Raw genomic sequence first — 22,620 nt, 5'->3', positions numbered from 1 at the left:
GCATCGGGGAGAACGCGGAATCGGCCATGGCGAAGCTTCTCCCCGACCCCCTGCGATCCTCGGCCCTCGTGCGCGAACTGCGCACGCTGGTGACACCGGGCCCGCGCATGGCGGACGAGTGGGCCTGCGTCGCCTCGGTCATGCTGGCGATCGTGCTCGCCCATGCGATCGGCGCCAGCATGGTGTCCTGGGCGGCCTTCAGCGCCTTCGTGCTCCTCAAGAGCGACATCGCCGAGACCTTGCTGCGGGGCGTCATGCGGATCGTCGGCACCGCGCTGGGATCGGCGCTGGCGCTGGCGGTGGTGCCCCATGCCGCGACCTCGACGCCCTTGGCGATGCTGGCGGCGGCGCTCGTCGGCGCCCTGGGTCTCTACGGGATGCTGACGGCGCGGCGCGCCTATGCCTGGCTGCTGTTCGGCCTCACCTTCGAGATGATCCTGCTCGACAAGATTGCGCGCCCGGACCTCGACACCTTTGGCTTCGCGCGGACGCGCCTGCTGGAAGTGGTCGCCGGCACCCTGGCCTGCACCGCCGTCAGCCTCGTCGCCGGAGCGCTGGCCGGCAAGCGCTGGTGGGCCGACCGCAAGCCCGCGCCGGAGCGGATGCGCTGGCATCCCCACGCGGCGCGCCACGCGGCGCAGGCCGGGCTCGCCATCGCCACCCTGCCCTTGCTTCACGCGCTGTTCGGCCTCCCCGAGCTGCCGCAAGCGGCGGTGACCATCATGGCCGTGATGATCGTGCCGGTCGCCGGGATCGGAGCCAGCGGCTTCGTGCCCGTCTCGCGCCGGCTGCTTCACCGTGCGCTCGGCTGCATTGCCGGCGGGGCGCTGGCGCTGGCCGTTCTGCTGCTCGCGCAGGGTAGCGCGCCGGTGCTGATCGCCGGGACCTGCATCGGCATCGTTCTGGGGCGGCACATCGAGAACGGCGTCTCGGCGGCGACCTACATCGGGCTCCAGTTCACCCTTGCCGTGCTCGTGGTGCTGGTCCCCGACAGCTACGCGGACGCGCGAATCGGGCCTGCGGTCCAGCGGCTCGTCAGCGTGCTGGTCGGCATGGCGGTGCTGGAGCCGGTGCTGCTGGGCTGGCACCTGCTGGCGCCCCGGAGCGGGACCGGATCAGTCGCCAGCCCTGGCCCCAACGCGGAATAGGCTCACTGCCGGAAGCGGGCCGGATCGTACGGCGCCGGATCGACCGCAGCCGCAGGAGCGCCGAGCAGCAGCCGCGCCGCAAGGTCCGCAGCGGCCGGCGCGGTCTGGATGCCGAAGCCCCCCTGTCCCGCGAACCAGAAGAACGCCGGGTCCTGCGGCGCGAAGCCGTAGACCGGCAGCCGATCAGGGGCAAAGGAACGCAGCCCCGCCCAACGATGCTCCACCCGCTCGACCGGCCAGTCCACCACGTGCTCGAAGCGGTCGATCGCCAGCGCGACGTCGATCTCCTCGGCCGCGGCATCGCAGGCGCCGCTCGGCGTCTCGTCGTGCGGGCTGAGCCAGAGGCGTCCGCTCTCGGGCTTGAAGTAGAAGCGCTCGCCGACGTCGAGCACCAGCGGCAGGTCCTCCGGCACGGCAACGGCGAGGGAGAGCTGGGCGATCGTGCGCCGATAGGGTGCGATGCCGAGCGGGGACAGGCCGGCCGCCACCGCCACCGCGTCCGCCCATGCGCCCGCCGCATTGACCAGCACGCGGGCCCGAACCTGCTGCCCGTCGCCCAGAGCCAGCGTCCAGCCCGAGGCCGTCCGCTCGGCTGCCGCAAGCCCTGCCCGGCACCGCAGTTCCACGCCGCCCCGGCGCGCCTGGGCCAGGTAGTGCTGGTGCAACGCCGCGACGTCGATGTCGCAAGTACTGGGTTCGAGCGCACCGCAGGTCCACTCAGGCCGCAGCCCGGGGACGCGCGCGTCGAGCCCTGCGCGGTCGAGCAGGCGCACGTCGATGCCGACGGCACAGTAGCGCTGCGCGAAAGCCGCAACTTCGCCTTCCTGGCCCGCACGCCCGATGGTCAGTGCCCCGCGGGGGGTGAGCACGCCAAGTTCCCGGAGCGCCCGACCCGAGGCGGTGGTCAGCGGCTGCACGCCGGGGCCGCCGTAGCTCTCGGTCCAGAACGCGGCCGAACGGCCGGTGGCATGGTAGCCGGGCCGTTCCTCGGCCTCCAGCAGCAGCACCCGGCGCCCGCCCGGCCCGTGGGCCTGAAGCGCGGCGGCGAGCGATGCGCCCGCCATGCCGGCGCCGACCACGGCGATGTCGAACTCTGCATCCATCGGGCTCAGCCCCTAGCGGGCGCGTGGCGGTTCAGGAAGTCCTTGATGGCGCAGAGCGCCTGCTCCCGCACGGGATCGACCTCGCGCAGGATCTCGTGCCGGCACTCGCTGCCGAAGGCGACCAGTTCGCAACGCGCCAGGCGCGCGGCGGCGCGGCGGATGGCGGGCCACGAGACGAGGCCATCGACCCGCGTGGCGAGCATCAGCGTCGGCACGTCCACCCGCTCCAGCACGCCCCGCCGCTCCAGCACCCGGATGGAGGCCAGCGCCCGCTCGACCCAGCCCCAGCTGGCCGGGCCCATGGCGATGGTAGGACGCGCGCGCCGCCACCATTGCTCGTCGTCGTAGCGGCTCTCGTCGTGCGTCAGCAGGAGGCTGCGCGCGCGGGGCGTCGTTTCCGGCCGCTCGCCGCCTTTCCATGCCGGCCGGCGCGGATCGCCCAGCCGGACGATAGCTCGGGCGACCCGGTGCAGCACGCGCGCCGGGATCCAGGTGGGGTGGATGCCGAGCATGGGTGCGGAGAGCACCAGCGCGTCCGGCCGCGCCATTCCTTCGGCGACGGCGCGCAGGACGATGTGCCCGCCCATCGAATGTCCGACCGCCACGTGCGGGCCCGGCGTGCTGCGCACCCAGTCGGCGAACAGCGCGGCATAGTCTTCCACCCACACCGCGAAGTCGGACACGTGGCCCGTGCTGGCGTCGCGTCCCAGTCGCCCCGACCCGGCCTGGCCCCGCCAGTCGGCCGCGGTAACCTGCCACCCCTCGCGGTGCCAGGCGGCCAGCGACTCCAGCCATTTCTCGTAGGCGTCGCCCCGTCCCGGCATGAACAGGATCGACCCGCGTCCACCAACGGCGGGCGCGGGCCAGTCGATCCGCCGCAGCAGGTGCCCGTCGGGAAGCGCCCAGCGTGATTCGACCGCCTCCAGGGGGATGGCGCGGCGCACGGGGGATGGCAGGAGGCTCTCGAGGGAGGAAGTCACGGTCCGGCAGGCTCGGGGCGGGTTACGATTTGGTAGTGGTGCCCGGCATAAAGGCTCCCCAGATCCCAAAGGACCAAGGCATGACGGGCGCGCTATTTTCGTACGCACTGCTGGCAGCATTGGCAACGGCGCTGCTGGTGGCCGCGCTGACCGACCTGCGCCGGCGGCAGATCGACAACGGGCTGAACCTGTGCATCGCGGCCGGCGCGCCGCTGTGGTGGCTGGCGGCGGGCTTCGGGTTCGCGGAGATCGGCGTGCAGCTCGCCTTGGCGGCGGCCGCTTTCGTGGTGGCCTCGCTGCTCTTCGCGCGGGGGCAGATGGGCGGCGGCGACGTCAAGCTGCTGGTCGCCCTGGCGCTGTGGTTCACCCCCGCGCGGTACCTGCAGGTCATCGTCCTCATGGCCGTGCTGGGCGGCGGCGCCTCCTTCGCCATGGCCGCGTGCAACATGAAGCGGGTCCCGGGCGAGACGCTGCGCGACATTGTCGCCGGCGTGGTCGCGCTGGCGTGGATCGGGTGCGCCGGCGCGATCGTCGTTGCGGTCGCCACGCAACGGCCGGTGATCGGGGGCACGGCTCTGTCCGCCCTGGCGCGGCTGCTTCCTGGCGCGTCGCTGGCGGTCGCGGCGCTGGTGGCCATCGCGGCCGCCGTCGCGGCGTTCGTGTTCGGCTTTCGGCACATCATGCGACGGCAGAAATCCCCGATCGAGGTCCCCTACGGGGTGGCGATCGCGGCGGCCGGGTTGTGGGTCATCGGGGCTCACACGCTTCCCGGGTGAACCCGATTTTAACCAATCACGCCTATAAGCACTTCTAGGTCGTAGATAATTTTCGCAAAAGGCTGGTAACAGCATGGACAGGAAGAAGGTGGTGCTGCTCGCAGCAGCGCTGCTGATTGCGGCGTTCACCGCATTCACTGCAAGGTCGATCTTCGCAGGCAGCGCGAGCACGCAAGCAGACGCCGCGCCGGTCCAGCCGAAGGGCCCCAAGGTCCTCGTGGCCCAGCGCGCGCTGCCGGTCGGCACCATCATCACCGCCGATTCGGTCTCGTTCCAGGAATGGCCCGACGAACTGGTGAAGGACGCCTACTACATCGACGGTCAGGCCGACATGACGAAGCTGCTGGGCACCGTCGTGCGCTTCCCCATCACCGCCGGCCAGCCGCTGACGCAGGGCGCGCTCGTCTCCCCGGGCGACCGCGGCTTCCTGGCTGCCGCGCTGGGCCCCGGCATGCGCGCCGTGACGATCCCGGTCTCCGCCAAGACCGCCGTCGGCGGCTTCGTCTTCCCGGGCGACAGGGTCGACCTCGTGCTGACGCAGCAGGTGCAGGGCGAGGGCGAATCGCTCCGCGCCGCCGAGACGATCCTGCGCAACCTGCGCGTGCTCGCCACCGACCAGGCCACCGACAGCGAGGTCGTGGACGGCAAGACCGTGGTCCACGCCTTCCGCACCGTCACGCTCGAAGTGACGCCGCGGATCGCCGAAAAGGTCGCCGTGGCGCAGGAGATCGGCGAGCTCAGCCTTTCGCTGCGCGCCATCGCCGACAACCAGGGCGAGTTCGAGCGCATCCTGGCCAGCGGCGACGTGAAGGTACCCGAAGGCGCCACGCGCGAGGAGGAAGAGACGCTCATGCGCCAGGCCATGCGCCAGCCGATCGAGGGCGACACCACCTACGTCACCGGCGGCGACGTGTCCCGCTTCCAACGCTCCACTCGCCCCGCAATCGCAGCACCGGCCGCTGCGGCCAACGCCGCCTCCGCGCCCCAGGCGGCGGCACCGACGACCGGCGCCCCGGTGCGCCGCGGGCCCGTGGTCCGCGTGACTCGCGGCAAGACCACCATCGAAGAGCCGGTGAGCAACCCATGACCGGCCAGACCGACACCCCGCGCCCCGGCGCCGCCCTTCCCTTCGCCTCCAAGGGCACCCCCATGAAGCCGAACCTTTCCCAGCTTCTGCTGACCGCCGCCGGCGCGCTCGCGCCTCTGGGCGTCGCGCTGACGGCCTTCGCGGCCACTCCGGCACCGGCGCAGTCGGTGGTGCGCCCCGCGCAGGACATCGAGCTGTCGATCGGCAACGGCCAGCTCGTCAACGTGCCCGCCGCGATGGCCGACGTGTTCGTCTCCAACGACGCCGTCGCCGATATCCAGGTCAAGTCTTCGCGGCAGTTCTACGTGTTCGGAAAGGCCGGCGGCACGACCACCGTGTTCGCCAGCAACGCCGCCGGCGCGGTCGTCTGGTCCGGCACGATCCGCGTGGGCTCCAATCTCGACAGCGTCGATTCGATGCTGCGCCTGGCCATGCCGGAAGCCAGGATCGCCGTGTCCACGATGGGGTCCAGCACCTTCCTGCTGACCGGCACGGTCCGCTCGCCCGAGGACGTCGCCGAGGCCGAGCGCCTGGTCCAGGCTTATGCCGGCAAGGACGCGAACGTCATCAGCCGCCTGCGCATGGCGACGCCGATGCAGGTCAACCTGCAGGTCCGCATCGCCGAAGTCAGCCGCTCGCTGGTCAAGTCCCTGAGCGTGAACATCGCCAGCTACGATCCCACCTCGGGCACCAAGTTCGTGATCGGCCAGGGATCGGGCAAGTTCCCGCAGTACTTCCCCTCGGGCAACGCGCTGGGCGCGGGGCCGGACTGGAGCGAAGGCGTCAGCGCGGTGACGCCCAGCTCCACCGGCACCACGCTGGGCCTGCAGGGCAACCTGCTCGGGCTCAACCTGCTCGGCGCACTTGACGCGGGAGAGACCGTCGGCCTCGTCAGCACGCTGGCGCAGCCGAACCTCACCGCGCTTTCGGGTGAGACGGCGGACTTCCTGGCGGGCGGCGAATATCCCATCCCGATCAGCCAGGGCCTGGGCACGACCTCGATCGAATACCGCAAGTACGGCGTCAGCCTCAGCTACACGCCCACCGTGCTCGGCAACGGCCGCATCTCGATGCGCGTGCGGCCTGAGGTGTCGGAGCTCTCCAGCGAGGGCTCCGTGACGCTGGGCGGCTACGCGGTCCCGGCGCTGACGATCCGTCGCACCGAGACGACCATCGAGCTCGGCTCCGGGCAGAGCTTCATGATCGCGGGCCTGCTCAGCAACAACACCGCGAACACGATCCAGAAGATGCCCGGCGCGGGGGACCTGCCGATCCTGGGCTCGCTATTCCGCTCCACCAGCTACCGGCGGGGCGAGACCGAGCTGGTCATCGTGGTCACGCCCTACCTCGTCAATCCGGTCGACAGCTCCCGCATCGCGCTGCCCACTGACGGCTTCAACTCGCCCAACGAGCTGCAGCGCCTGCTCGGGAACATGGACAGCGACGGCGTCAGCGGTGCCAAGCGGCCGGAGGCGACCCAGGCGGCTCCCCCGGCGCCCTCGGTCGGCGCAGCGCCGGCCGCAGGCGTACCCGGCGCCGGCACCACCAAGCGCTCCGCGGCGGCCGAGACCGCCCGTCCCGGCTTCAGCCTGAAGTGAGAAGATCGAACGCCATGCGCAAGCAGACCCTCGCCCTCGCCGCTCTCGCACTCGGGACGGCTGCCGCTCTCTCGGGCTGCGGCGGCGTCCCCTCGAACCGTTCGATGTATTCTGTCCACCAGCCGGTGGTCGAGAAGGTCGACTACGCGCTCGACGTGACCACCGGCGGGGCGGGGCTCGCCTATGGCGAGCAGGCGCGGCTCGCCGCCTGGTTCAAGGCCATGGGCCTGAAGTACGGCGAAAAGGTCTATGTCGACGACCCGGAGGCGAGCGCCGCCACGCGGGCCGAGGTCGAGGCTGTCGCCTCGCGCTACGGCATCCTGCTGAGCGACAGCGCGCCGCAGACCGCCGGCGCCCTGGCCGGCGGCACCGCGCGCGTGATCCTCACCCGCACCACGGCATCCGTGCCGGGCTGCCCGGACTGGTCGGCCAAGAGCGACTTCAACCCCGGCAATGCGATCTCGACCAACTACGGCTGCGCCGTGAACGCCAACCTGGCGGCGATGGTCGCCGATCCCGAGGACCTGCTGCACGGCGCCACGCCTACGGATCCGACGATCGTGACCGACCCCAACCGCGCCATCAACGCCTATCGCGCGGCGGGGACCACCGGCAAGGGCAATACCGTCACGGCCACTCCCACGGGCGGGAACTGAAGCATGAACGCACCCTGGAAATCGGGCAGCAGCGGCGGTCGCGACCAGTTCGCCGCCTACTTGTGCGACGACGCGGCGATGGACGTCCTGCGGCCGATCGTCGCGGACCTCGGCTGGCAGCCGGAGAAGTGCTGCCGCGGCGGCTTGCGCAACGCGGTCCAGTCGCTGTCCGTCACGGCGAGCCCGAACATCCTGCTGGTCGACCTCTCCGAAAGCGGCGACCCGCTCAGCGACATCAACGCCCTCGCCGAAGTCTGCGAGCCGGGCACGATCGTCATCGCCATCGGCCAGGTGAACGACGTGCGCCTCTACCGCGATCTCGTGGCGAGCGGGATCCACGATTACCTGCTCAAGCCCCTTTCGCCGGTGCAGGTGCGCGACGCCCTGACCCATGCGCAGGCGGTCTATTCGGCGCCGCGCAGCCATGACGCGGCGGGCGCCAAGCCGCACGTCTCCACCGCCGTGATCGGCACCCGGGGCGGTGTCGGCACCTCCACCTTGGCGACCTCGCTGGCCTGGCTGTTCAGCGCCGACTACAAGCTCCCGACGGCGCTGCTCGACCTCGACATCCACTTCGGAACCGGCGCGCTGTGCCTCGACCTCGAGCCCGGCCGCGGCCTGACCGACGCGATCGAGAACCCCAGCCGCATCGACGGGCTGTTCATCGAGCGCGCCATGATCCGCGCGAACGACAATCTCGCGATCCTCTCGGCCGAGGCGCCGATCAGCACGCCGCTGATGACCGACGGCTCGGCCTTCCTGCAACTGGCCGAGGAATTCCGCCAGGCGTTCGAAATGACCGTGATCGACATGCCGCGCAACATGCTGATCAACTTCCCGCAGCTGGCCGCCGAAGTGAACGTGGCGGTCATCGTCACCGAAATGACGCTGGCCTCCGCCCGCGACGCCATCCGCATGCTCTCGTGGTTCCGCGCCCATGCGCCGCAGACCCGTGTCCTGGTGGTCGCCAACAAGGTGCAGAGCGCGCTGGCGGAGATCAGCAAGGGCGATTTCGAAGCCTCGATCGAAGCCGGCATCCACCTGTCGATCCCCTACGATCTCAAGGCATCCTCGCTGGCGGCCAAGCTGGGGCAGACCTTCGTCGACGCCAATCGGGCCACGAAGGCCGGCGCCGCGATCCGCGATCTGGCGCGCCTGATCGCCGAAACCGGCGAGGCGCAGGCCGACAGCACCGCCAAGCCGTCGCTGCTGGGCAAGATCGACTTCAAGGCGATGATGCCCAGGACCCGGAAGAAGGCGCAGGCCGGAGGCTGACGCCGCACCGGGGACGGGCAGTTCCCTCCTCGGCATCGGTCCGCAGCACTCGCCGCAGCACTCGGAGGCACGACAGGCGATGAACCTCTTCCAGCTCATCATGTCCGCGGCGGGGATCGCCGGCGTGGCGCTGCTGCTCTTTGCGGCGCTCTCGGGCCCTTCGCCCAGCAAGGAAGCCGCCCGCCGGCTGAAGTCGGTGCGCTACCGCCATTCCGACAGTGCCACCGATCGCATGGAGGCGCAGATGCGCCGCGCGGTGGCGGCGCGCAAGCCGAAGATCCACCAGATCGCCGGCTCCGGCTCGCGCATCGAAGCGCTGGCGCTGCGGCTCCACCGCTCCGGCCTGCCCTGGACGATCAACCAGTACCTCTACGGTTCGGCGGGGCTCGGGCTGGTCGTTCTGCTGCTGGTGCTGCTGAAGACCGGCGCCCTGTTCCTGGCCCTGCCCTTCGCCGTGTTCGTCGGCGCCGGGCTGCCGCACCTGGTTCTGAGCCAGTTCATCACGAAGCGGACCACCGCGTTCAACGTCAAGTTCGCCGATGCCATCGACCTCCTCGTGCGCGGGCTGCGCTCGGGCCTTCCGGTGTCGGAGACGCTGGCCATTGTCTCGCAGGAGATCCCCGGCCCGGTTGGCGAGGAGTTCAAGCTCATCACCGATCGCATGAAAGTGGGCAAGACGATGGAGGACGCGCTCCAGGAGACCGCCGACCGCCTGGCGATCCCCGAGTTCAACTTCTTCTGCATCACTCTCGCCATCCAGCGCGAGACCGGCGGCAACCTGGGGGAGACGCTCGCAAATCTGTCCGAGGTGCTGCGCAAGCGCGCCCAGATGAAGCTCAAGATCCGCGCCATGAGCTCGGAGTCGAAGGCCTCCGCCTACATCGTCGGCTCGCTCCCGTTCATCGTCTTCGGCCTGATCTGGTGGATCAACCCCAACTACATCGGCGAATTCTTCGTCGACGAGCGCCTCATGGTCGCCGGCATCGGCGGCGCCGTTTGGATGGGCATCGGCGCCTTCATCATGGCCAAGATGGTCAGCTTCGAGATCTGATCCGGGAACGCGAAAGACCATGCTCGACCAACCCGCCGGTCCCACCCTGCTGGGCTTCGACCTCACCGTTGTCGGCACCCTCCTGTCGGTGGTTGCCGCGGCTTCGACGCTGCTCGCCATCTACTCGGCGGTGACCATCCGCGATCCGATGGCCAAGCGCGTCAAGTCGCTGAACGCCCGGCGCGAGCAGCTCAAGTCGGGCATCGTCACCACCGCCCGCAAGCGCCAGAGCCTCATCCGCCGCAACGAGACGACGGACCGCATGGGCGCCTTCCTGGGCAAGGCCCGGATGCTGCAGGACAGCCAGATCAAGGAGATCCAGCAGAAGCTCGCCCAGGCCGGCATCCGCAACAAGGAATGGGCGGTCGCGGTGGTCTTCGCGCGGCTCGTCGCGCCGATCGTGCTGGGCGGCCTCGCCGCCCTGGTGATCTACGGCATCGACTATTTCCCGCAGTGGAGCAGCTTCAAGAAGTTCGCCGGCTTCGCGGCGTTGGTGATCGGCGGCTACAAGGGGCCCGACCTGTTCATCCAGAACCTGGTCACCAAGCGCACCGACGCGATCCGCAAGGCACTGCCCGACGCGCTCGACCTGCTGGTGATCTGCGCCGAGGCGGGGCTCACCGTCGACGCCGCCTTCGAGCGCGTATCGCGCGAACTCGGCCGCGCCTACCCGGAGCTGGGCGACGAGTTCTCCATGACGTCGATCGAGCTCTCGTTCCTTACCGAGCGCCGCCAGGCGTTCGAGAACCTCGCGTACCGCGTGAACCTCGACGCGGTGAAGGGCGTGGTGACGACGATGATCCAGACCGAGCGCTACGGCACCCCGCTGGCCTCGGCACTCCGCGTGCTCTCGGCCGAGTTCCGCAACGAGCGCATGATGCGCGCGGAGGAGAAGGCCGCGCGGCTGCCGGCAATCATGACCGTGCCGCTGATCCTGTTCATCCTGCCGACGCTCTTCGTCGTCATCCTCGGTCCTGCCGCCTGCTCGATCGCGGATGCCTTCAGCGGAGGCGACCCGCACCCGCCGAAGGGCTGAGCCGGGATCAGGAGAGGCCGTTGACCTCCTTGACGCCGGTGGCCTGCTCTTCCTCCAGGGTGTCGACGTGCCAGATGTTGTAGCCGACGAAGATCGTGACGATGATGACCAGCACGATGGCCACGATGACGATGCCGGCGCGTCCCTTGCGCTTGGCGCTCGGCTGGTCAGGGTCTTCCGGGACTGCCATGTCGCTGCTCCTTGCTTGCGCCTGCACAAGGGCAAGCGGCGAGGTGCATGCAGGGTTCCTTGCAGCGGACGGAATCGAAGGCGCAGGGCCTGGCACGGCTAACCTGCATTAAGTCATCGCCGGGCTTACCCCTCGCTCTCGACCAGTTCCGCGATCTCGAACGCGCAGCTCTTCCATCCCCGCATCCGGGCCGCATCGTCCAGAGCCACCCGCTTCCGCTTCGCCTCCGCGAGCGAGCGGGTATGGCCCCAGAACACTTCCGTCTTCCCGTTCTCGAGCTCGGCCACCACGCGCCAGTAGTGGGTAAAGGGATCGGCCGTGGGCCCGATCGTCTTCACGTAGCCGTCCGCCATCGTGGCGGTCAGATAGCGCTTCCTCCGCCGGGCCATGGTCAGCGTGCGAGAATGCCCGCCATGATGATGTCGATCGTATGCTCGCGATAGCGGTCGCGCAGTTCCTCGGTCAGGGTGTCCTGGTCGAAGCAGTGCTTGAGCACCAGCCGCGCCGAGAAGAACCGGTCCACTGCTCCGGTCACCGTGAAGTAGAAGAGCTGCGGATCGATCTCGCGGAAGACGCCGGCACGCACGCCGTCGCCGATCAGCTGCTCGTAGGCGCGATAGATCGGCGAGAGATAGCAGTCGGCGATGCGGCGCGCCTCGGCATCGTCGCTCTCGCGCACCATGCGCATGGTCAGGCGGTTGAGGTACGGCACCTCGTAGAAGGTGTCGACCACCTTCCACAGGTGGCGCCTCAGCTTCGCCTCGGGCTCCCACCCGTCCTTGGCCAGCAGCGCATCCACGCTGGCGACGATGGCCTCCCAGTCGCGATCCAGCAGCGCCTTGAGCAGCCCCGCCTTGTTGCCGAAATAGTACTTCACCAGGGCCGAGTTCAGCCCGGAGCGGAGCGAGAGCTCGGACAGCGAGATGTCGATCACGTCGCCCTCGCGCATGATCGCGCTGGCCGTGTCGAGCAGCAGCGCCCGCGCTCCCGGAGGGGCGGTGACATCGGCCTGGCCCGAGGCGGGGCGTTCCTTCATCGCTGCTACTTGGGCCCCATCCGGATGGCGCCGTCGAGGCGGATCGACTCGCCGTTGAGGTAGTCGTGCTCGATCATGAACAGGGCGAGCTTGGCGTATTCCTCGGGCTTGCCCAGGCGCTTGGGGAACGGCACCATCGCCGCCAGCGCATCCTGCACCTGCTGCGGCATGCCGGCCATCATCGGCGTCTCGAAGATGCCGGGCAGGATCGTGTTCACACGGATGCCATCGCTCATCAGGTCGCGCGCCACCGGCAGGGTCATTGCCAGGACACCCCCCTTGGACGCCGCGTAAGCCGCCTGGCCGATCTGGCCGTCCTGCGCCGCGACCGAGGCGGTGCTGACGATCGCCCCGCGCGAGCCGGAATCGTCCAACGGCTCCAGCGTCGCCATGCCCGCCGCCGACTTGCTGATACAGCGGAACGTCCCGACGAGGTTGATGGCGATCGCCTTCTCGAACAGCGCCATGTCGTGCGCCCGCGGCTCGCCCGTCTCGCGGTTCTTGCCGACCGTCTTGGCGGCAGGAGCGATGCCGGCGCAGTTGACGAGGACCCGCTCCTGGCCGTGGGCGTCCCGCGCCTTCTCGAAGCCAGCGACCACGCTCGCCTCCTCGGTCACGTTCACCGCGCAGAACACGCCCCCGATCTCGGCCGCGAGCGCCTCGCCCGCCTCGGCGTTGAGATCGAAGATCGCGACCTTCACGCCCTTGGCCGCAAGCGCGCGAGCCGTGGCCGCACCCAGCCCGGACGCCGCGCCGGTCACCACCGCCGCCACAGTGCTGTCAAGCTTCATCACAAATCCCTTTCCTTGCAGCGCCGTCTGCCGTTCCGCGAGGAGGGGGAAGAGCATTTTGGCCGGCTGATTTAATCAGTCGGTTAAGTGGCCCGCGCGAGCGGGTCAATCGGTTGCTGCATCCTTCCCGCAACTGCGCAACAGCATTTCACCGGAGCGATACGACACGCAAGAAAGCGAATTGATCATGTGAATTTGCAACAGGTCTGTTGTTCAGACCAACACATGAGAATCCGGAGCCCACGGTGGTGCGGAGCGGCGAGGCGGCGGTTCGCTGTTGCAGCCATGCAACAGCCCGCAAGGCTTTTTGTGTGATGCGGCGAATGCGATTGAAAGGCCGTCCGGCTGCGGCAACAACTCTGCCTCATGGCATTGGAGTGCCGCAAATCACTCCTGCGCCGGCAACGGGTCACCTCCAGGGTCTGGTCACGCTCCCTGGGCGTGCACGAAGCAACAAGGGACACAAAAGTGAAAACAACCATCCAGAAGGCCGCGCTGTGCGGCGCGACTAGCCTTACGGCATTCGCGCTGCTCTGCGGCACCGCCTATGCGCAGGACGCCACCCCCCAGGCAGCTGACGAAGCCAGCGACGAAGGCGTCATCATCGTCACCGGCTCGCTGCTGCGTCAGACGGATCGGGAAACCGCCTCGCCGGTGACCGTGCTGTCGTCGGAAAGCCTGCAGCAGCGCGGCATCAACACCGCTTCCGAGGCCCTTCAGCGCCTGAGCGCCAACGGCGCCGGCACCATCTCCAGCGGCTGGAACACCGGTTCGAACTTCGCCGCCGGCGCGACCGCTCCGTCGCTGCGCGGCCTGACGGTGCAGAACACCCTGTCGATCGTCGACGGTCTGCGCCTTGCTCCCTACCCGCTCGCCGACGACGGCCAGCGTAACTTCGTCGACCTGAACTCGATCCCCAACGCGATCATCGAGAAGGTCGAAGTCCTGAAGGACGGCGCTTCGTCGACCTACGGCGCCGATGCCATCGCGGGCGTCGTGAACATCATCACCAAGAAGGAAATCCAGGGCGTCCACGCGAACGGCTCGTTGGGCATCTCCGACCGCGGTGACAATGCCGAGCAGCGCGTCGACCTGACCGTCGGCTATGGCGACCTGGCCGACCAGGGCTTCAACGTCTACCTTTCGGGCGAATACCAGAAGCAGGACGCTCTCTGGGCACGCGACCGCGGCTACCCCTACAACTCGACCGACCTGACCGGCATCTGCAACGATGCGGGCAGCTGCATGGGGAACCACAACTGGAACGGCTACACGCCTGAATCGGGCGTCTACAACGGCCTGTTCGCGGTGCCCAACGTCTCGCTCGTCCGTCCGGTCGCCGCCGGCGCCAGCGTCGGCTCGGGCCGCTTCAGCTACCTGAACCCCACGGCCGGCTGCCTCGACTACCCGGTGAACACGAACACCACCGGCACGACCTCTCCGCTGGCCGGCGTCTGCGAAGTCGACTACCAGCGCGACTACCAGATGCTCCAGCCGGACATCGAGCGCTACGGCCTGACCGGCCGTGCGACGGTCAACCTCGGTGACCGCGCCCAGTTCTACGCGATGGGCACCTACTACAAGACCAAGACCTTCGCGTCGCTCACGCCGCTCGGCCTCAACGGCACGCCGGCCGCCACGCCTGGTCAGGTCCAGCCGACTGCGTTCAACGTGCTGCTTCCAGTCTACGTCTGCGCCGCCGGCCAGGGTACGCTGAACGGCCTCAACACCGGTTGTACCGCCGCCAACGGCACGCTCAACCCGAACAACCCGTACGCAGCCCTCGGCCAGCGTGCCCAGGTCCTGCTGCGCTCGCCCTTCCCGCGCACGGACGAGACCAACACCCGTGCGCTGCGCGGCGTGGCCGGTATCGACGGTTCGTTCGGCGACGACTGGCGCTACGGCGTGAACTTCACGGCTTCGGAAGTCCGCCTGAAGCGCACCCAGTCCAACTACATCATTCCCAACCGCGTCGCCGACGTGGCCGCCACCGGCGCCTTCAACTTCGTCGACCCCACCGCCAACTCGCAGGATGTGTGGGACTACATTGCCCCCACCAGCCGCAACGTCTCGGTGTCGAAGCTGTGGCAGGTGCAGGGCACCCTCGCAAAGGACCTGATGCAGCTCCCCGGCGGCCCGCTGCAGGCGGCCGTTGGCCTTGCCTATCGCAAGGAGTCGATCGATGCGCCTTCGGCCAACCCGGCCAACGATGCCAACCCGTTCGATCGCTACTACTCGATCAACGCAGTGGGCGCGGAGGGCTCGCGTAACGTGAAGTCGGCCTTCTTCGAACTGCAGGCGCCGGTCGTCGAGCAGCTCGAGCTGACCGCTTCGGGTCGTTACGACAAGTACTCCACCGGCCAGGAGAACTTCTCGCCCAAGCTCGGCATCAAGGCGACGCCGGTCGACGAAGTCGTGCTGCGTGGTACCTTCTCGAAGGGCTTCCGCATCCCGAGCTTCAACGAAGCGTTCGGCCTGCCGACCACCGGCTACCTCGGCAACCAGAGCATCAACTGCGACGTCTACGTTGCCTTCTGCGCCGCGCACGCCAACCCGGACGGCAGCCAGGGCAGCTACACCCAGGGCACCTACAGCATCGGCCTGACGCAGACCGGCAACCCCTCGCTGAAGCCCGAGAAGTCGACTTCGTTCACCGCTGGCGTGGTGTTCGAGCCGATCCGCAACGTGTCGTTCAGCGTCGACTTCTGGCGCATCAAGATCAAGAACCTGATCACCGGTGTCACCAGCATCCAGCCCTACGTCGACGCTTATTACAGCAACAACGGCGTTGTGGACCTGCCCAACACGGTCGTGGTTCCGGGCACGCCGGATGACGCGAATCCCACCGCTCTGCCGCGTCTCGGCTTCATCCAGACGCCGTACCAGAACGCCGGTTCGCAGACCGTCAGCGGCATCGACTTCGCGATCAACACCGACTACGATCTGACGCCTGATCTCAAGTTCATCAGCCAGCTCGACGCGTCCTACACGCTGAAGTACAAGCTGAAGACCGAAGATGGCACCCTGCGCTACGACGGCACGCTCAGCCCGTGCAACATCACGTCGTGCTCGGGCGCGCCGAAGTGGCGCGGTACCTGGCAGAACACCCTGGTGTACAAGGACACCTCGGTCACTCTGACCGCGTACTACACCAAGGGCGTCAACACCGCGCAGATCGACTATGGCATGGATCCGGACGACTGCGTCGGCAACGTCGAACTCGGCCTGATCTCGTACGAGGACGGCACCCCGGTGCAGTGCAAGACCAAGGACATCTGGAACGTCGACCTGGCGATCAACCAGAAGATCAACGACAACCTGTCGGTCTACTTGAACGCGCTGAACGTGTTCGACATCAAGGCGCCCGTGGACGTGAACGCCGCCTACGGCATCTACAACTACAACCCTGCCTTCGCGGCGCCGAACATCATCGGCCGCTACTTCCGCATCGGTGCCCGGGTCGACTTCTAAAGTCGTTCCGCCACCAGGCAGAAAAATCGGGGTGGTCTCTTCGGAGACCACCCCTTTTTTTTCGCCTGCTCATCATGGGCGTCCGGCCAAGAAAAAGGCCGGCGGGTCTCCCCGCCGGCCTCCTCGTTGCCGCAGTTTGCGCCTCACCTGACCATCATCGCCAGGGCGCCATCGCCGTCCTCGATATGGACGATCGAGCCGTCGGGCACTTCGCCGGCGAGCAGCTTTTCGGCAAGCGGGTCCTGCAGGTAGCGCTGGACCGCCCGCTTGAGCGGCCGAGCGCCGTAGACGGGATCGTAACCCACGCGGCCGAGCCAGCGCTTGGCGGCATCGGTCAGGTCGAGCACGATCTTGCGATCCCTCAGCAGCTTCTGGACCCGCGCCACCTGAATTTCGACGATCGGCCCCATGTGCTCCTGGCCGAGGCGGTGAAACAGCACGATCTCGTCCAGGCGGTTCAGGAACTCCGGCCGGAAATGCCCGCGCACCACTTCCATCACCTGCGGCTCGACCGTGTCGACGTCCTGGCCTTCGTCCAGCTGGGTCAGGTACTGGCTGCCGAGATTGCTGGTCAGGATGATGAGGGTATTGGTGAAGTCCACCACCCGGCCCTGCCCATCGGTCAGCCGCCCATCGTCGAGCACCTGCAGCAGCACGTTGAAGACGTCGGAGTGCGCTTTCTCCACCTCGTCGAACAGCACGACCTGGTAGGGCCGGCGCCGCACGGCTTCGGTCAGCACGCCCCCTTCCTCGTAGCCCACGTAGCCCGGAGGCGCGCCGATCAGGCGGGCGACCGCATGCTTTTCCATGAACTCCGACATGTCGATGCGCACCATCGCGGTGTCGTCGTCGAACAGAAAGCCGGCGAGCGCCTTGGTGAGCTCGGTCTTGCCGACGCCCGTGGGGCCGAGGAACAGGAACGAGCCGAGCGGCCGGTTCGGGTCCTGCAGCCCCGCCCGCGCGCGCCGCACGGCCTTGGAGACGGCCGCCACGGCATCCTTCTGCCCGATGACCCGCGCACCGAGGACTTCCTCCATCTTGAGGAGCTTCTCGCGCTCGCCTTCCAGCATCTTGTCCACCGGAACACCGGTCCAGCGACTGACGACGCCGGCAATATCATCCTCGGTCACTTCCTCCCGCAGGAGGGCGTTGCCGGCCGAAGCCTGCGCGTCGGCGAGTTGGCGCTCCAGGTTCGGGATCGTGCTGTAGGACAGCTCGCCCGCCCGCGCGTAGTCGCCTGCGCGCTGCGCCTGGTCCAGTTCGATGCGGGCGGCGTCGAGCTGCTCCTTCAGCTTGCCCTCGGCGGCGATCTTGTCGCGCTCGTTCTGCCAGCGGGTGGTCAGCTCGCTCGACTGCTGCTCCAGGTTCGCCAGTTCGCCGCGCAACGTGGCGAGGCGGTCCTTGGAAGCCTCGTCGGTCTCCTTGCCGAGCGCCATCTCCTCGATCTTAAGCTGGATGATGCGCCGGTCGAGCTTCTCGATCTCCTCGGGCTTGGACTCCACCTCCATGCGGATGCGGCTCGCGGCCTCGTCCATGAGGTCGATCGCCTTGTCGGGCAGGAAGCGGTTGGTGATGTAGCGGTTGGACAGCGTCGCCGCCGCCACGATGGCACCGTCGGTGATGCGCACGCCGTGGTGCAGCTCGTACTTTTCCTTCAGGCCGCGCAGGATGGAAATCGTGTCCTCCACCGTCGGCTCGCCCACGAAGACGGGCTGGAAACGGCGCTGCAGGGCGGCGTCCTTCTCCACGTACTTCTGGTATTCATCGAGCGTGGTCGCGCCGATGCAGTGCAGTTCTCCGCGCGCCAGGGCTGGCTTGAGCAGGTTGCCGGCGTCCATCGACCCTTCCGAGGCGCCCGCGCCGATCAGCGTGTGCATCTCGTCGATGAACAGGATGATCTGTCCTTCCGCGCCCTTCACCTCGTCGAGCACGGACTTCAGGCGCTCCTCGAACTCGCCACGGTACTTGGCGCCCGCGATCAGCGCGCCCATGTCGAGCGCCATCAGCTGGCGGTCCTTGAGGCTGTCGGGCACATCGCCGTTGGCGATGCGCAGCGCCAGCCCTTCGGCGATGGCAGTCTTGCCGACGCCAGGATCGCCGATGAGCACGGGATTGTTCTTGGTGCGGCGCGCCAGGATCTGCACCGTGCGGCGGATCTCCTCGTCACGGCCGATGACCGGGTCGAGCTTGCCGTCCTTCGCGGCCTGGGTCAGGTCGCGGGCATACTTCTTCATCGCGTCGTAGGCATTCTCGGCCCCGGCGCTGTCCGCGGTGCGGCCGCCGCGCAGCTCGGTGATCGCCGCTTCCAGCGCTTGGGGCGTGACGTTGGCAGCCTTGAGCGCCTGCCCCGCGGGCGTGGTGGTCGCCAGCGCCAGCGCGAGAAGCAGCCGCTCGACCGTAACGAAGCTGTCGCCCGACTTGCCCGCGGCCTGCTCCGCGGCGTCCAGGACGCGCACCGCATCGTTGTCGAGCCCCGGCGCACCCTGCGCTCCGCTGCCCGAGACGGCTGGTAGCTTGGCCAGTGCCCTGTCGAGTTCCTGCACGGCGAAGACGGGGTTGCCGCCGGCACGCTGGATGAGCCCGGCTGCCATGCCTTCGGGATCGTCGAGCAGCGCCTTCAGGACGTGCTCGGGGCTGATGCGCTGATGGTTCAGGCGGATCGCGACGGTCTGGGCCGCCTGCAGAAACCCCTTGGCGCGGTCGGTGAACTTTTCGAGATTCATGGGTACGTCTTGCCTCCTGACCTCGGGAATATGGTGTTGCCTATCTGCAACACAAGTGCCGGGCGCAGCCCGAGCAAAGATGGGCGTGCACGGCCGAAATGCCAGAGGTGCTTCGCGGAGGCGGTAAAATCCCGAGGCCCGCATCAGGGTGTGGCCGGGGCTTGTGGCATCCCCTAGCCTCCCGCCCGACAAGTCAAGGGAAGAGGCACATGGCGAAATTCACTCCCCAGCAGGCGGCGGACGTCCTCGCGGTCAAGCAGGTGATCTACGAGTGGGGCGACGAGCTCGACATCAACAACGGCCTGTCGATGCGCGAGGCCGACTGCCTGACCGAGGATGTACGCTACAACGTCGGGGGGCAGTGGCGCGAAGGGCTGAAGGCGGTGGAAGCCTTCTATCAGGGTCGTGCGGAGGCGATGCGGGCCGGCGCCGGCCTGATGACCATGCGCCACATCATCACCTCGCTGCGCGTCAGCTTCGACGGCCCGGATCAGGCCAGCGTCGGCTACCTGCTGGTGTTCTTCGCGGCGCAGGGAGACGGTCCCTTCGACAAGTACTGCGATCCCCTGGCGGTCGCCGACGTGCGGATGGAATGCCGCCGCGACCAGGAAGGGGAATGGCGCATCTCGATGTTCGATTCCGGCCAGATCTTCAAGCGGGGCTGAGGCCGGCGAAGCACGCGGCGCTGCCGTAGAGGCGGGTCGCGCCGCCGGGGTGGCGTCACGGGGCGATGGAACCGCTCCCGCGTTTGCCTCTGGCTCTCGCGGGACAAGCTGCTAACCTCTTGGCCATGCGATCCGTTTCCCTGTCGAGCCTTGTGGCGCTCGCCGCCGCCCTTTCCCTCTCTGCCTGCGCTACGACGGCGCCCATCGGCGCTCCCGGGGCGGCGGCTGAACCCGCCACGCCGCCTGCCCCGGCCGCGGCCTCGCCGCAGGAACTGGTCGCCAAGGTCGACATCCCGTTCGAGAAGTTCGTCCTGCCCAACGGGCTGACCACGATCGTCCACACCGATCGCAAGGCGCCGGTGGTGGGCGTGACGCTCTACTACAAGGTCGGGTCCAAGAACGAACCCCGCGGCAAGACCGGCTTCGCCCACCTCTACGAGCACCTGTTCTTCGGGGGTTCGGCCAACGTGCCCAACTTCGACATCCCGCTCGAAGGCGCAGGATCGACGCCGACCAACGGCTCGACCTGGTACGACCGCACCAACTATGTCGAGACGGTGCCGACCGGTGCGCTGGACCTGGCGCTGTTCATGGAGAGCGACCGGATGGGGGCGCTGCTGCCGGCGGTGACCCAGGACAAGCTCGACAAGCAGCGGGGGGTCGTCCAGAACGAGAAGCGGCAGGGCGACAACCAGCCCTATGGCCTGACCGACTATGCGGTGAGCGAAGGGCTTTTCCCGGTCGGGCACCCTTACCGGCATTCCACGATCGGCTCGATGGCCGATCTCGACGCGGCCAGCCTGGGCGACGTGCGCACATGGTTTGCGGACCATTACGGGCCCAACAACGTGGTGTTAGTGCTCTCGGGCGACATCGACGCGGCCACCGCGCGCCCCAAGGTGGAGAAGTGGTTCGGCGCCATTTCCCGCGGCCCCGAGGTCGCTCCGGTGGCCGCGGCGCCGGTGACGCTGGCGGCACCGGTGTCCCGCGAAATGGCCGACCAGGTCCCGGTGATGCGCCTCAGCAGGTCCTGGAGCGGCCCCGGATTGAACGATGCCGACGCCCCGGCCCTGCGCATCGGCATGCACATCCTCGGCGGCCTCGCCAGCTCGCGCCTCGACAACGCCCTGGTGCGCGGACAGCAGCTGGCGGTCGCCGTCACCGTTTCCGCACAGGTACACGAGCAGGTGAGCATCCTCGACGCCACCATGGACGTGAAGCCCGGCGTCGTCCGCACCAGCGCCGAAGCGGCCTTCGACAAGGTGCTCGCGGACTTCGTGGCGCAGGGCCCGAGCGAAGACGAAGTGCGCCGCGCCGTGGTCAGCATGCTTTCGGGCGAGATCGACGGGCTGGAGCGCGTCGGCGGCTTCTCCGGCAAGGGCGCGACGTTGGCCGAGGGTCAGGTCTATTCGGGCGATCCCACCAAGTACAAGGCCGACCTCCAGGCGATCGCCGCCCTCACGCCCGAGCGCGTCCGCGCGGCGGTGCAGAAGTGGCTGGGGCGCCCGGCCTACAAGCTGGCCGTCGTGCCCGGGCCCCGGACCGAGGACGGTGCCCAGATGGGCGGCTGGGGCGACGAGGACGCGACCTCCGCTCCGGCGCCCGATGCGCGCGACACGCCGCCCAAGCTGGCGCCCGCGCCCAAGCGCTCCGCGCCGCCGGTGGCCCCGGTCGCCGGCCTCGTATTCCCCGCCATCGAACGCACCACGCTCTCGAACGGCATCCCGGTCGTGCTCGCCCGGCGCACCGCCGTGCCCAAGCTCGTGCTCTCGATCGACTTCGACGCCGGCTATGCCGCCGATGCGCTCGACACCCCGGGCACGCAGGGGCTGATGCTGGCGATGCTGGAGGAAGGCACCCGCACCCGCAACGCCACGCAGATCGCGGAGGCGCAGGAGCGGCTGGGCGCATCGATCGACACCGGCGCCACGCTCGACACCAGCAGCGTGACCGTGAGTGCCCTCAGCGCCAACCTTGCCCCGACGCTGGCGCTGACGGCCGACCTCCTGCTACACCCGGCGTTCGCCGCCCCCGATTTCGACCGTGCCCGTGGCCAGGCCCAGGCCGAGCTGGCACAGGCGCAGTCCACCCCCGCGGCGCTCGCGGCACGCACGCTGGGCGGCGAGCTCTTCGGCAACCATCCCTATGCCCAGCCGGCGGACGGGCTCGGCACCGCCGCCTCGCTCGCGGCGATGACCCCCGAGACGCTGCGAGCCGCGCATGCGAAGTGGCTCCGGCCCGACCTGGCCCGCATCACGGTGGTGGGCGACGTCACCATGGACCAGCTCAAGCCCCTCCTGGAGCAAGCGCTGGGGGACTGGCGCGCGCCGGCGGCGGCCAAGCCGGTCAAGCCGCTCGACACTCCCACGCCGAAGCCGGCGGCACGCATCGTCCTGATCGACCGCCCCAACTCGCCGCAATCGGTGATCCTGGCCGGCAGGATCCTGCCGCTGACCGGCCGCACGCCCGGCGACGAGCCGCTGATGCTGGCCAACGACGTGGTCGGCAACGGCTTCCTGTCGCGCCTCAACTTGGACATCCGCGAGGACAAGGGCTGGAGCTACGGCGTCCATTCGGGCGTCAGCCGCGCCACCGGACCGCGCGTGGTGCAGGTCATGGCGCCGGTGCAGGCGGACCGGACCGGCGATTCCATCCGCGCCATCATCCAGGACATGTCCGCCCTGCCGAACCGCCAGCCGGTTTCGGCCGAGGAGTACCAGCGCGTCACCGAGGGGGCCATTCGCGCGCTCCCGAACCAGTTCGAGACCAACGGCGCGGTGCTCCGCGCGATCGTCAGCAATGAACGGCTGGGTCGTCCGGAAGACTACTATGTCCGGCTGGCCCAGACCTATCGCGGGATCAATGCCACCCGGATCGGGGCATCCGCCGCGCAGTACCTGCAGCCGGGCGATCTCACCTGGATCGTGGTGGGCGACCGCAAGATGGTGGAACCGCAGCTCCAGGGCCTGGGTTTGCCGATAGAGGTGCGCCCCGCGCCGAGCGATACCGCCGGCACGGGCGAGTAAGCGGCCAC

The 22,620-nt window shown here is 68.7% G+C and carries 18 protein-coding genes; 11 read left to right on the top strand and 7 right to left on the bottom strand.

Translation table 11 applies throughout. The features are described 5' to 3' along the window. Positions 1-26 precede the first annotated feature (26 nt). Positions 27-1,148: an FUSC family protein gene (locus tag ACFFJC_RS08540; protein WP_379487066.1), complete on the top strand. Its 1,122-nt coding sequence runs from the start codon at positions 27-29 to the stop codon at positions 1,146-1,148. A 2-nt stretch (positions 1,149-1,150) separates the two neighbouring features. Here ACFFJC_RS08540 and ACFFJC_RS08535 read toward each other — a convergent pair whose 3' ends face one another. Continuing rightward, the gene (locus tag ACFFJC_RS08535) at positions 1,151-2,251 is read right to left on the bottom strand and encodes an NAD(P)/FAD-dependent oxidoreductase (RefSeq protein WP_379487065.1); all 1,101 of its coding nucleotides are present in this window, start codon (positions 2,249-2,251) and stop codon (positions 1,151-1,153) included. A 5-nt stretch (positions 2,252-2,256) separates the two neighbouring features. Then, positions 2,257-3,231, bottom strand: coding sequence for an alpha/beta fold hydrolase (locus ACFFJC_RS08530; protein ID WP_379487064.1), 975 nt, complete (start codon positions 3,229-3,231; stop codon positions 2,257-2,259). Between the two features lie 80 nt (positions 3,232-3,311). Between ACFFJC_RS08530 and ACFFJC_RS08525 the strand changes: the two genes are divergently transcribed. From ACFFJC_RS08525 to ACFFJC_RS08495, 7 genes are all read left to right on the top strand, one after another. Then, the gene (locus tag ACFFJC_RS08525; protein WP_379487063.1) at positions 3,312-4,007 is read left to right on the top strand and encodes a prepilin peptidase; all 696 of its coding nucleotides are present in this window, start codon (positions 3,312-3,314) and stop codon (positions 4,005-4,007) included. Positions 4,008-4,080: 73 nt separating this feature from the next. Beyond that, positions 4,081-5,094 (top strand): Flp pilus assembly protein CpaB, encoded by a 1,014-nt coding sequence (cpaB, locus tag ACFFJC_RS08520; RefSeq protein ID WP_379487062.1) that lies wholly within the window; start codon positions 4,081-4,083, stop codon positions 5,092-5,094. Further along, positions 5,091-6,692, top strand: coding sequence for a type II and III secretion system protein family protein (locus ACFFJC_RS08515; protein WP_379487061.1), 1,602 nt, complete (start codon positions 5,091-5,093; stop codon positions 6,690-6,692). Before cpaB ends, ACFFJC_RS08515 begins: the two co-directional genes overlap by 4 nt. A 14-nt stretch (positions 6,693-6,706) precedes the next feature. Further along, positions 6,707-7,348 (top strand): CpaD family pilus assembly protein, encoded by a 642-nt coding sequence (locus tag ACFFJC_RS08510; RefSeq protein WP_379487060.1) that lies wholly within the window; start codon positions 6,707-6,709, stop codon positions 7,346-7,348. A gap of 3 nt (positions 7,349-7,351) precedes the next feature. After that, positions 7,352-8,623 carry a CpaE/TadZ family protein gene (locus ACFFJC_RS08505; protein ID WP_379487059.1) on the top strand — a complete coding sequence of 424 codons (1,272 nt, stop codon included), beginning with the start codon at positions 7,352-7,354 and terminating at the stop codon, positions 8,621-8,623. 79 nt (positions 8,624-8,702) lie between these two features. After that, on the top strand, positions 8,703-9,674 hold the full coding sequence (locus ACFFJC_RS08500) for a type II secretion system F family protein (RefSeq protein ID WP_379487058.1): 972 nt from the start codon (positions 8,703-8,705) through the stop codon (positions 9,672-9,674). Positions 9,675-9,693: 19 nt separating this feature from the next. After that, positions 9,694-10,710, top strand: coding sequence for a type II secretion system F family protein (locus ACFFJC_RS08495; RefSeq protein ID WP_379487057.1), 1,017 nt, complete (start codon positions 9,694-9,696; stop codon positions 10,708-10,710). 7 nt (positions 10,711-10,717) lie between these two features. Here ACFFJC_RS08495 and ACFFJC_RS08490 read toward each other — a convergent pair whose 3' ends face one another. From ACFFJC_RS08490 to ACFFJC_RS08475, 4 genes are all read right to left on the bottom strand, one after another. After that, a complete protein-coding gene (locus tag ACFFJC_RS08490; protein WP_379487056.1) occupies positions 10,718-10,900 on the bottom strand; it encodes a hypothetical protein in 183 nt (60 codons plus the stop codon). A 125-nt stretch (positions 10,901-11,025) separates the two neighbouring features. Then, a complete protein-coding gene (locus ACFFJC_RS08485; protein WP_379487055.1) occupies positions 11,026-11,289 on the bottom strand; it encodes a hypothetical protein in 264 nt (87 codons plus the stop codon). A gap of 2 nt (positions 11,290-11,291) precedes the next feature. Beyond that, positions 11,292-11,936, bottom strand: a complete 645-nt coding sequence (locus ACFFJC_RS08480) for a TetR family transcriptional regulator (protein ID WP_379487054.1) — start codon at positions 11,934-11,936, stop codon at positions 11,292-11,294. A gap of 5 nt (positions 11,937-11,941) precedes the next feature. Further along, positions 11,942-12,727, bottom strand: a complete 786-nt coding sequence (locus ACFFJC_RS08475; RefSeq protein ID WP_379487053.1) for an SDR family oxidoreductase — start codon at positions 12,725-12,727, stop codon at positions 11,942-11,944. A gap of 468 nt (positions 12,728-13,195) precedes the next feature. On the opposite strand from ACFFJC_RS08475, the gene ACFFJC_RS08470 reads away from it, so the two are divergent. Continuing rightward, complete coding sequence (locus tag ACFFJC_RS08470) at positions 13,196-16,198, top strand: TonB-dependent receptor plug domain-containing protein (protein ID WP_379487052.1); 3,003 nt, start codon at positions 13,196-13,198, stop codon at positions 16,196-16,198. A 143-nt stretch (positions 16,199-16,341) separates the two neighbouring features. On the opposite strand, the gene clpB is transcribed toward ACFFJC_RS08470, so the two are convergent. Next, a complete protein-coding gene (gene clpB, locus ACFFJC_RS08465) occupies positions 16,342-18,921 on the bottom strand; it encodes an ATP-dependent chaperone ClpB (RefSeq protein ID WP_379487051.1) in 2,580 nt (859 codons plus the stop codon). Positions 18,922-19,130: 209 nt separating this feature from the next. On the opposite strand from clpB, the gene ACFFJC_RS08460 reads away from it, so the two are divergent. Together ACFFJC_RS08460 and ACFFJC_RS08455 are read left to right on the top strand one after the other, a co-directional pair. Further along, positions 19,131-19,586, top strand: a complete 456-nt coding sequence (locus ACFFJC_RS08460; protein ID WP_379487050.1) for a nuclear transport factor 2 family protein — start codon at positions 19,131-19,133, stop codon at positions 19,584-19,586. Between the two features lie 125 nt (positions 19,587-19,711). Further along, positions 19,712-22,612, top strand: a complete 2,901-nt coding sequence (locus ACFFJC_RS08455) for a M16 family metallopeptidase (RefSeq protein ID WP_379487049.1) — start codon at positions 19,712-19,714, stop codon at positions 22,610-22,612. Positions 22,613-22,620 lie beyond the last annotated feature (8 nt).

Origin of the sequence: Novosphingobium soli (genome assembly GCF_042432915.1) — a bacterium.
Classification (GTDB): Bacteria; Pseudomonadota; Alphaproteobacteria; order Sphingomonadales; family Sphingomonadaceae; genus Novosphingobium; species Novosphingobium soli.
The sequence above is the reverse complement of the archived record's forward strand: the minus strand, read 5'-3'. Positions and strand labels throughout refer to the sequence as shown.

Coding starts and splice junctions, on each gene's coding strand:
- ACFFJC_RS08495 (WP_379487057.1), top strand. CDS start 9,694: ATGCTCGACCAACCCGCCGGTCCCACCCTGCTGGGCTTCGACCTCACC.
- ACFFJC_RS08500 (WP_379487058.1), top strand. CDS start 8,703: ATGAACCTCTTCCAGCTCATCATGTCCGCGGCGGGGATCGCCGGCGTG.
- ACFFJC_RS08460 (WP_379487050.1), top strand. CDS start 19,131: ATGGCGAAATTCACTCCCCAGCAGGCGGCGGACGTCCTCGCGGTCAAG.
- ACFFJC_RS08480 (WP_379487054.1), bottom strand. CDS start 11,936: ATGAAGGAACGCCCCGCCTCGGGCCAGGCCGATGTCACCGCCCCTCCG.
- ACFFJC_RS08525 (WP_379487063.1), top strand. CDS start 3,312: ATGACGGGCGCGCTATTTTCGTACGCACTGCTGGCAGCATTGGCAACG.
- clpB (WP_379487051.1), bottom strand. CDS start 18,921: ATGAATCTCGAAAAGTTCACCGACCGCGCCAAGGGGTTTCTGCAGGCG.
- cpaB (WP_379487062.1), top strand. CDS start 4,081: ATGGACAGGAAGAAGGTGGTGCTGCTCGCAGCAGCGCTGCTGATTGCG.
- ACFFJC_RS08515 (WP_379487061.1), top strand. CDS start 5,091: ATGACCGGCCAGACCGACACCCCGCGCCCCGGCGCCGCCCTTCCCTTC.
- ACFFJC_RS08455 (WP_379487049.1), top strand. CDS start 19,712: ATGCGATCCGTTTCCCTGTCGAGCCTTGTGGCGCTCGCCGCCGCCCTT.
- ACFFJC_RS08505 (WP_379487059.1), top strand. CDS start 7,352: ATGAACGCACCCTGGAAATCGGGCAGCAGCGGCGGTCGCGACCAGTTC.
- ACFFJC_RS08475 (WP_379487053.1), bottom strand. CDS start 12,727: ATGAAGCTTGACAGCACTGTGGCGGCGGTGGTGACCGGCGCGGCGTCC.
- ACFFJC_RS08485 (WP_379487055.1), bottom strand. CDS start 11,289: ATGGCCCGGCGGAGGAAGCGCTATCTGACCGCCACGATGGCGGACGGC.
- ACFFJC_RS08510 (WP_379487060.1), top strand. CDS start 6,707: ATGCGCAAGCAGACCCTCGCCCTCGCCGCTCTCGCACTCGGGACGGCT.
- ACFFJC_RS08535 (WP_379487065.1), bottom strand. CDS start 2,251: ATGGATGCAGAGTTCGACATCGCCGTGGTCGGCGCCGGCATGGCGGGC.
- ACFFJC_RS08540 (WP_379487066.1), top strand. CDS start 27: ATGGCGAAGCTTCTCCCCGACCCCCTGCGATCCTCGGCCCTCGTGCGC.
- ACFFJC_RS08490 (WP_379487056.1), bottom strand. CDS start 10,900: ATGGCAGTCCCGGAAGACCCTGACCAGCCGAGCGCCAAGCGCAAGGGA.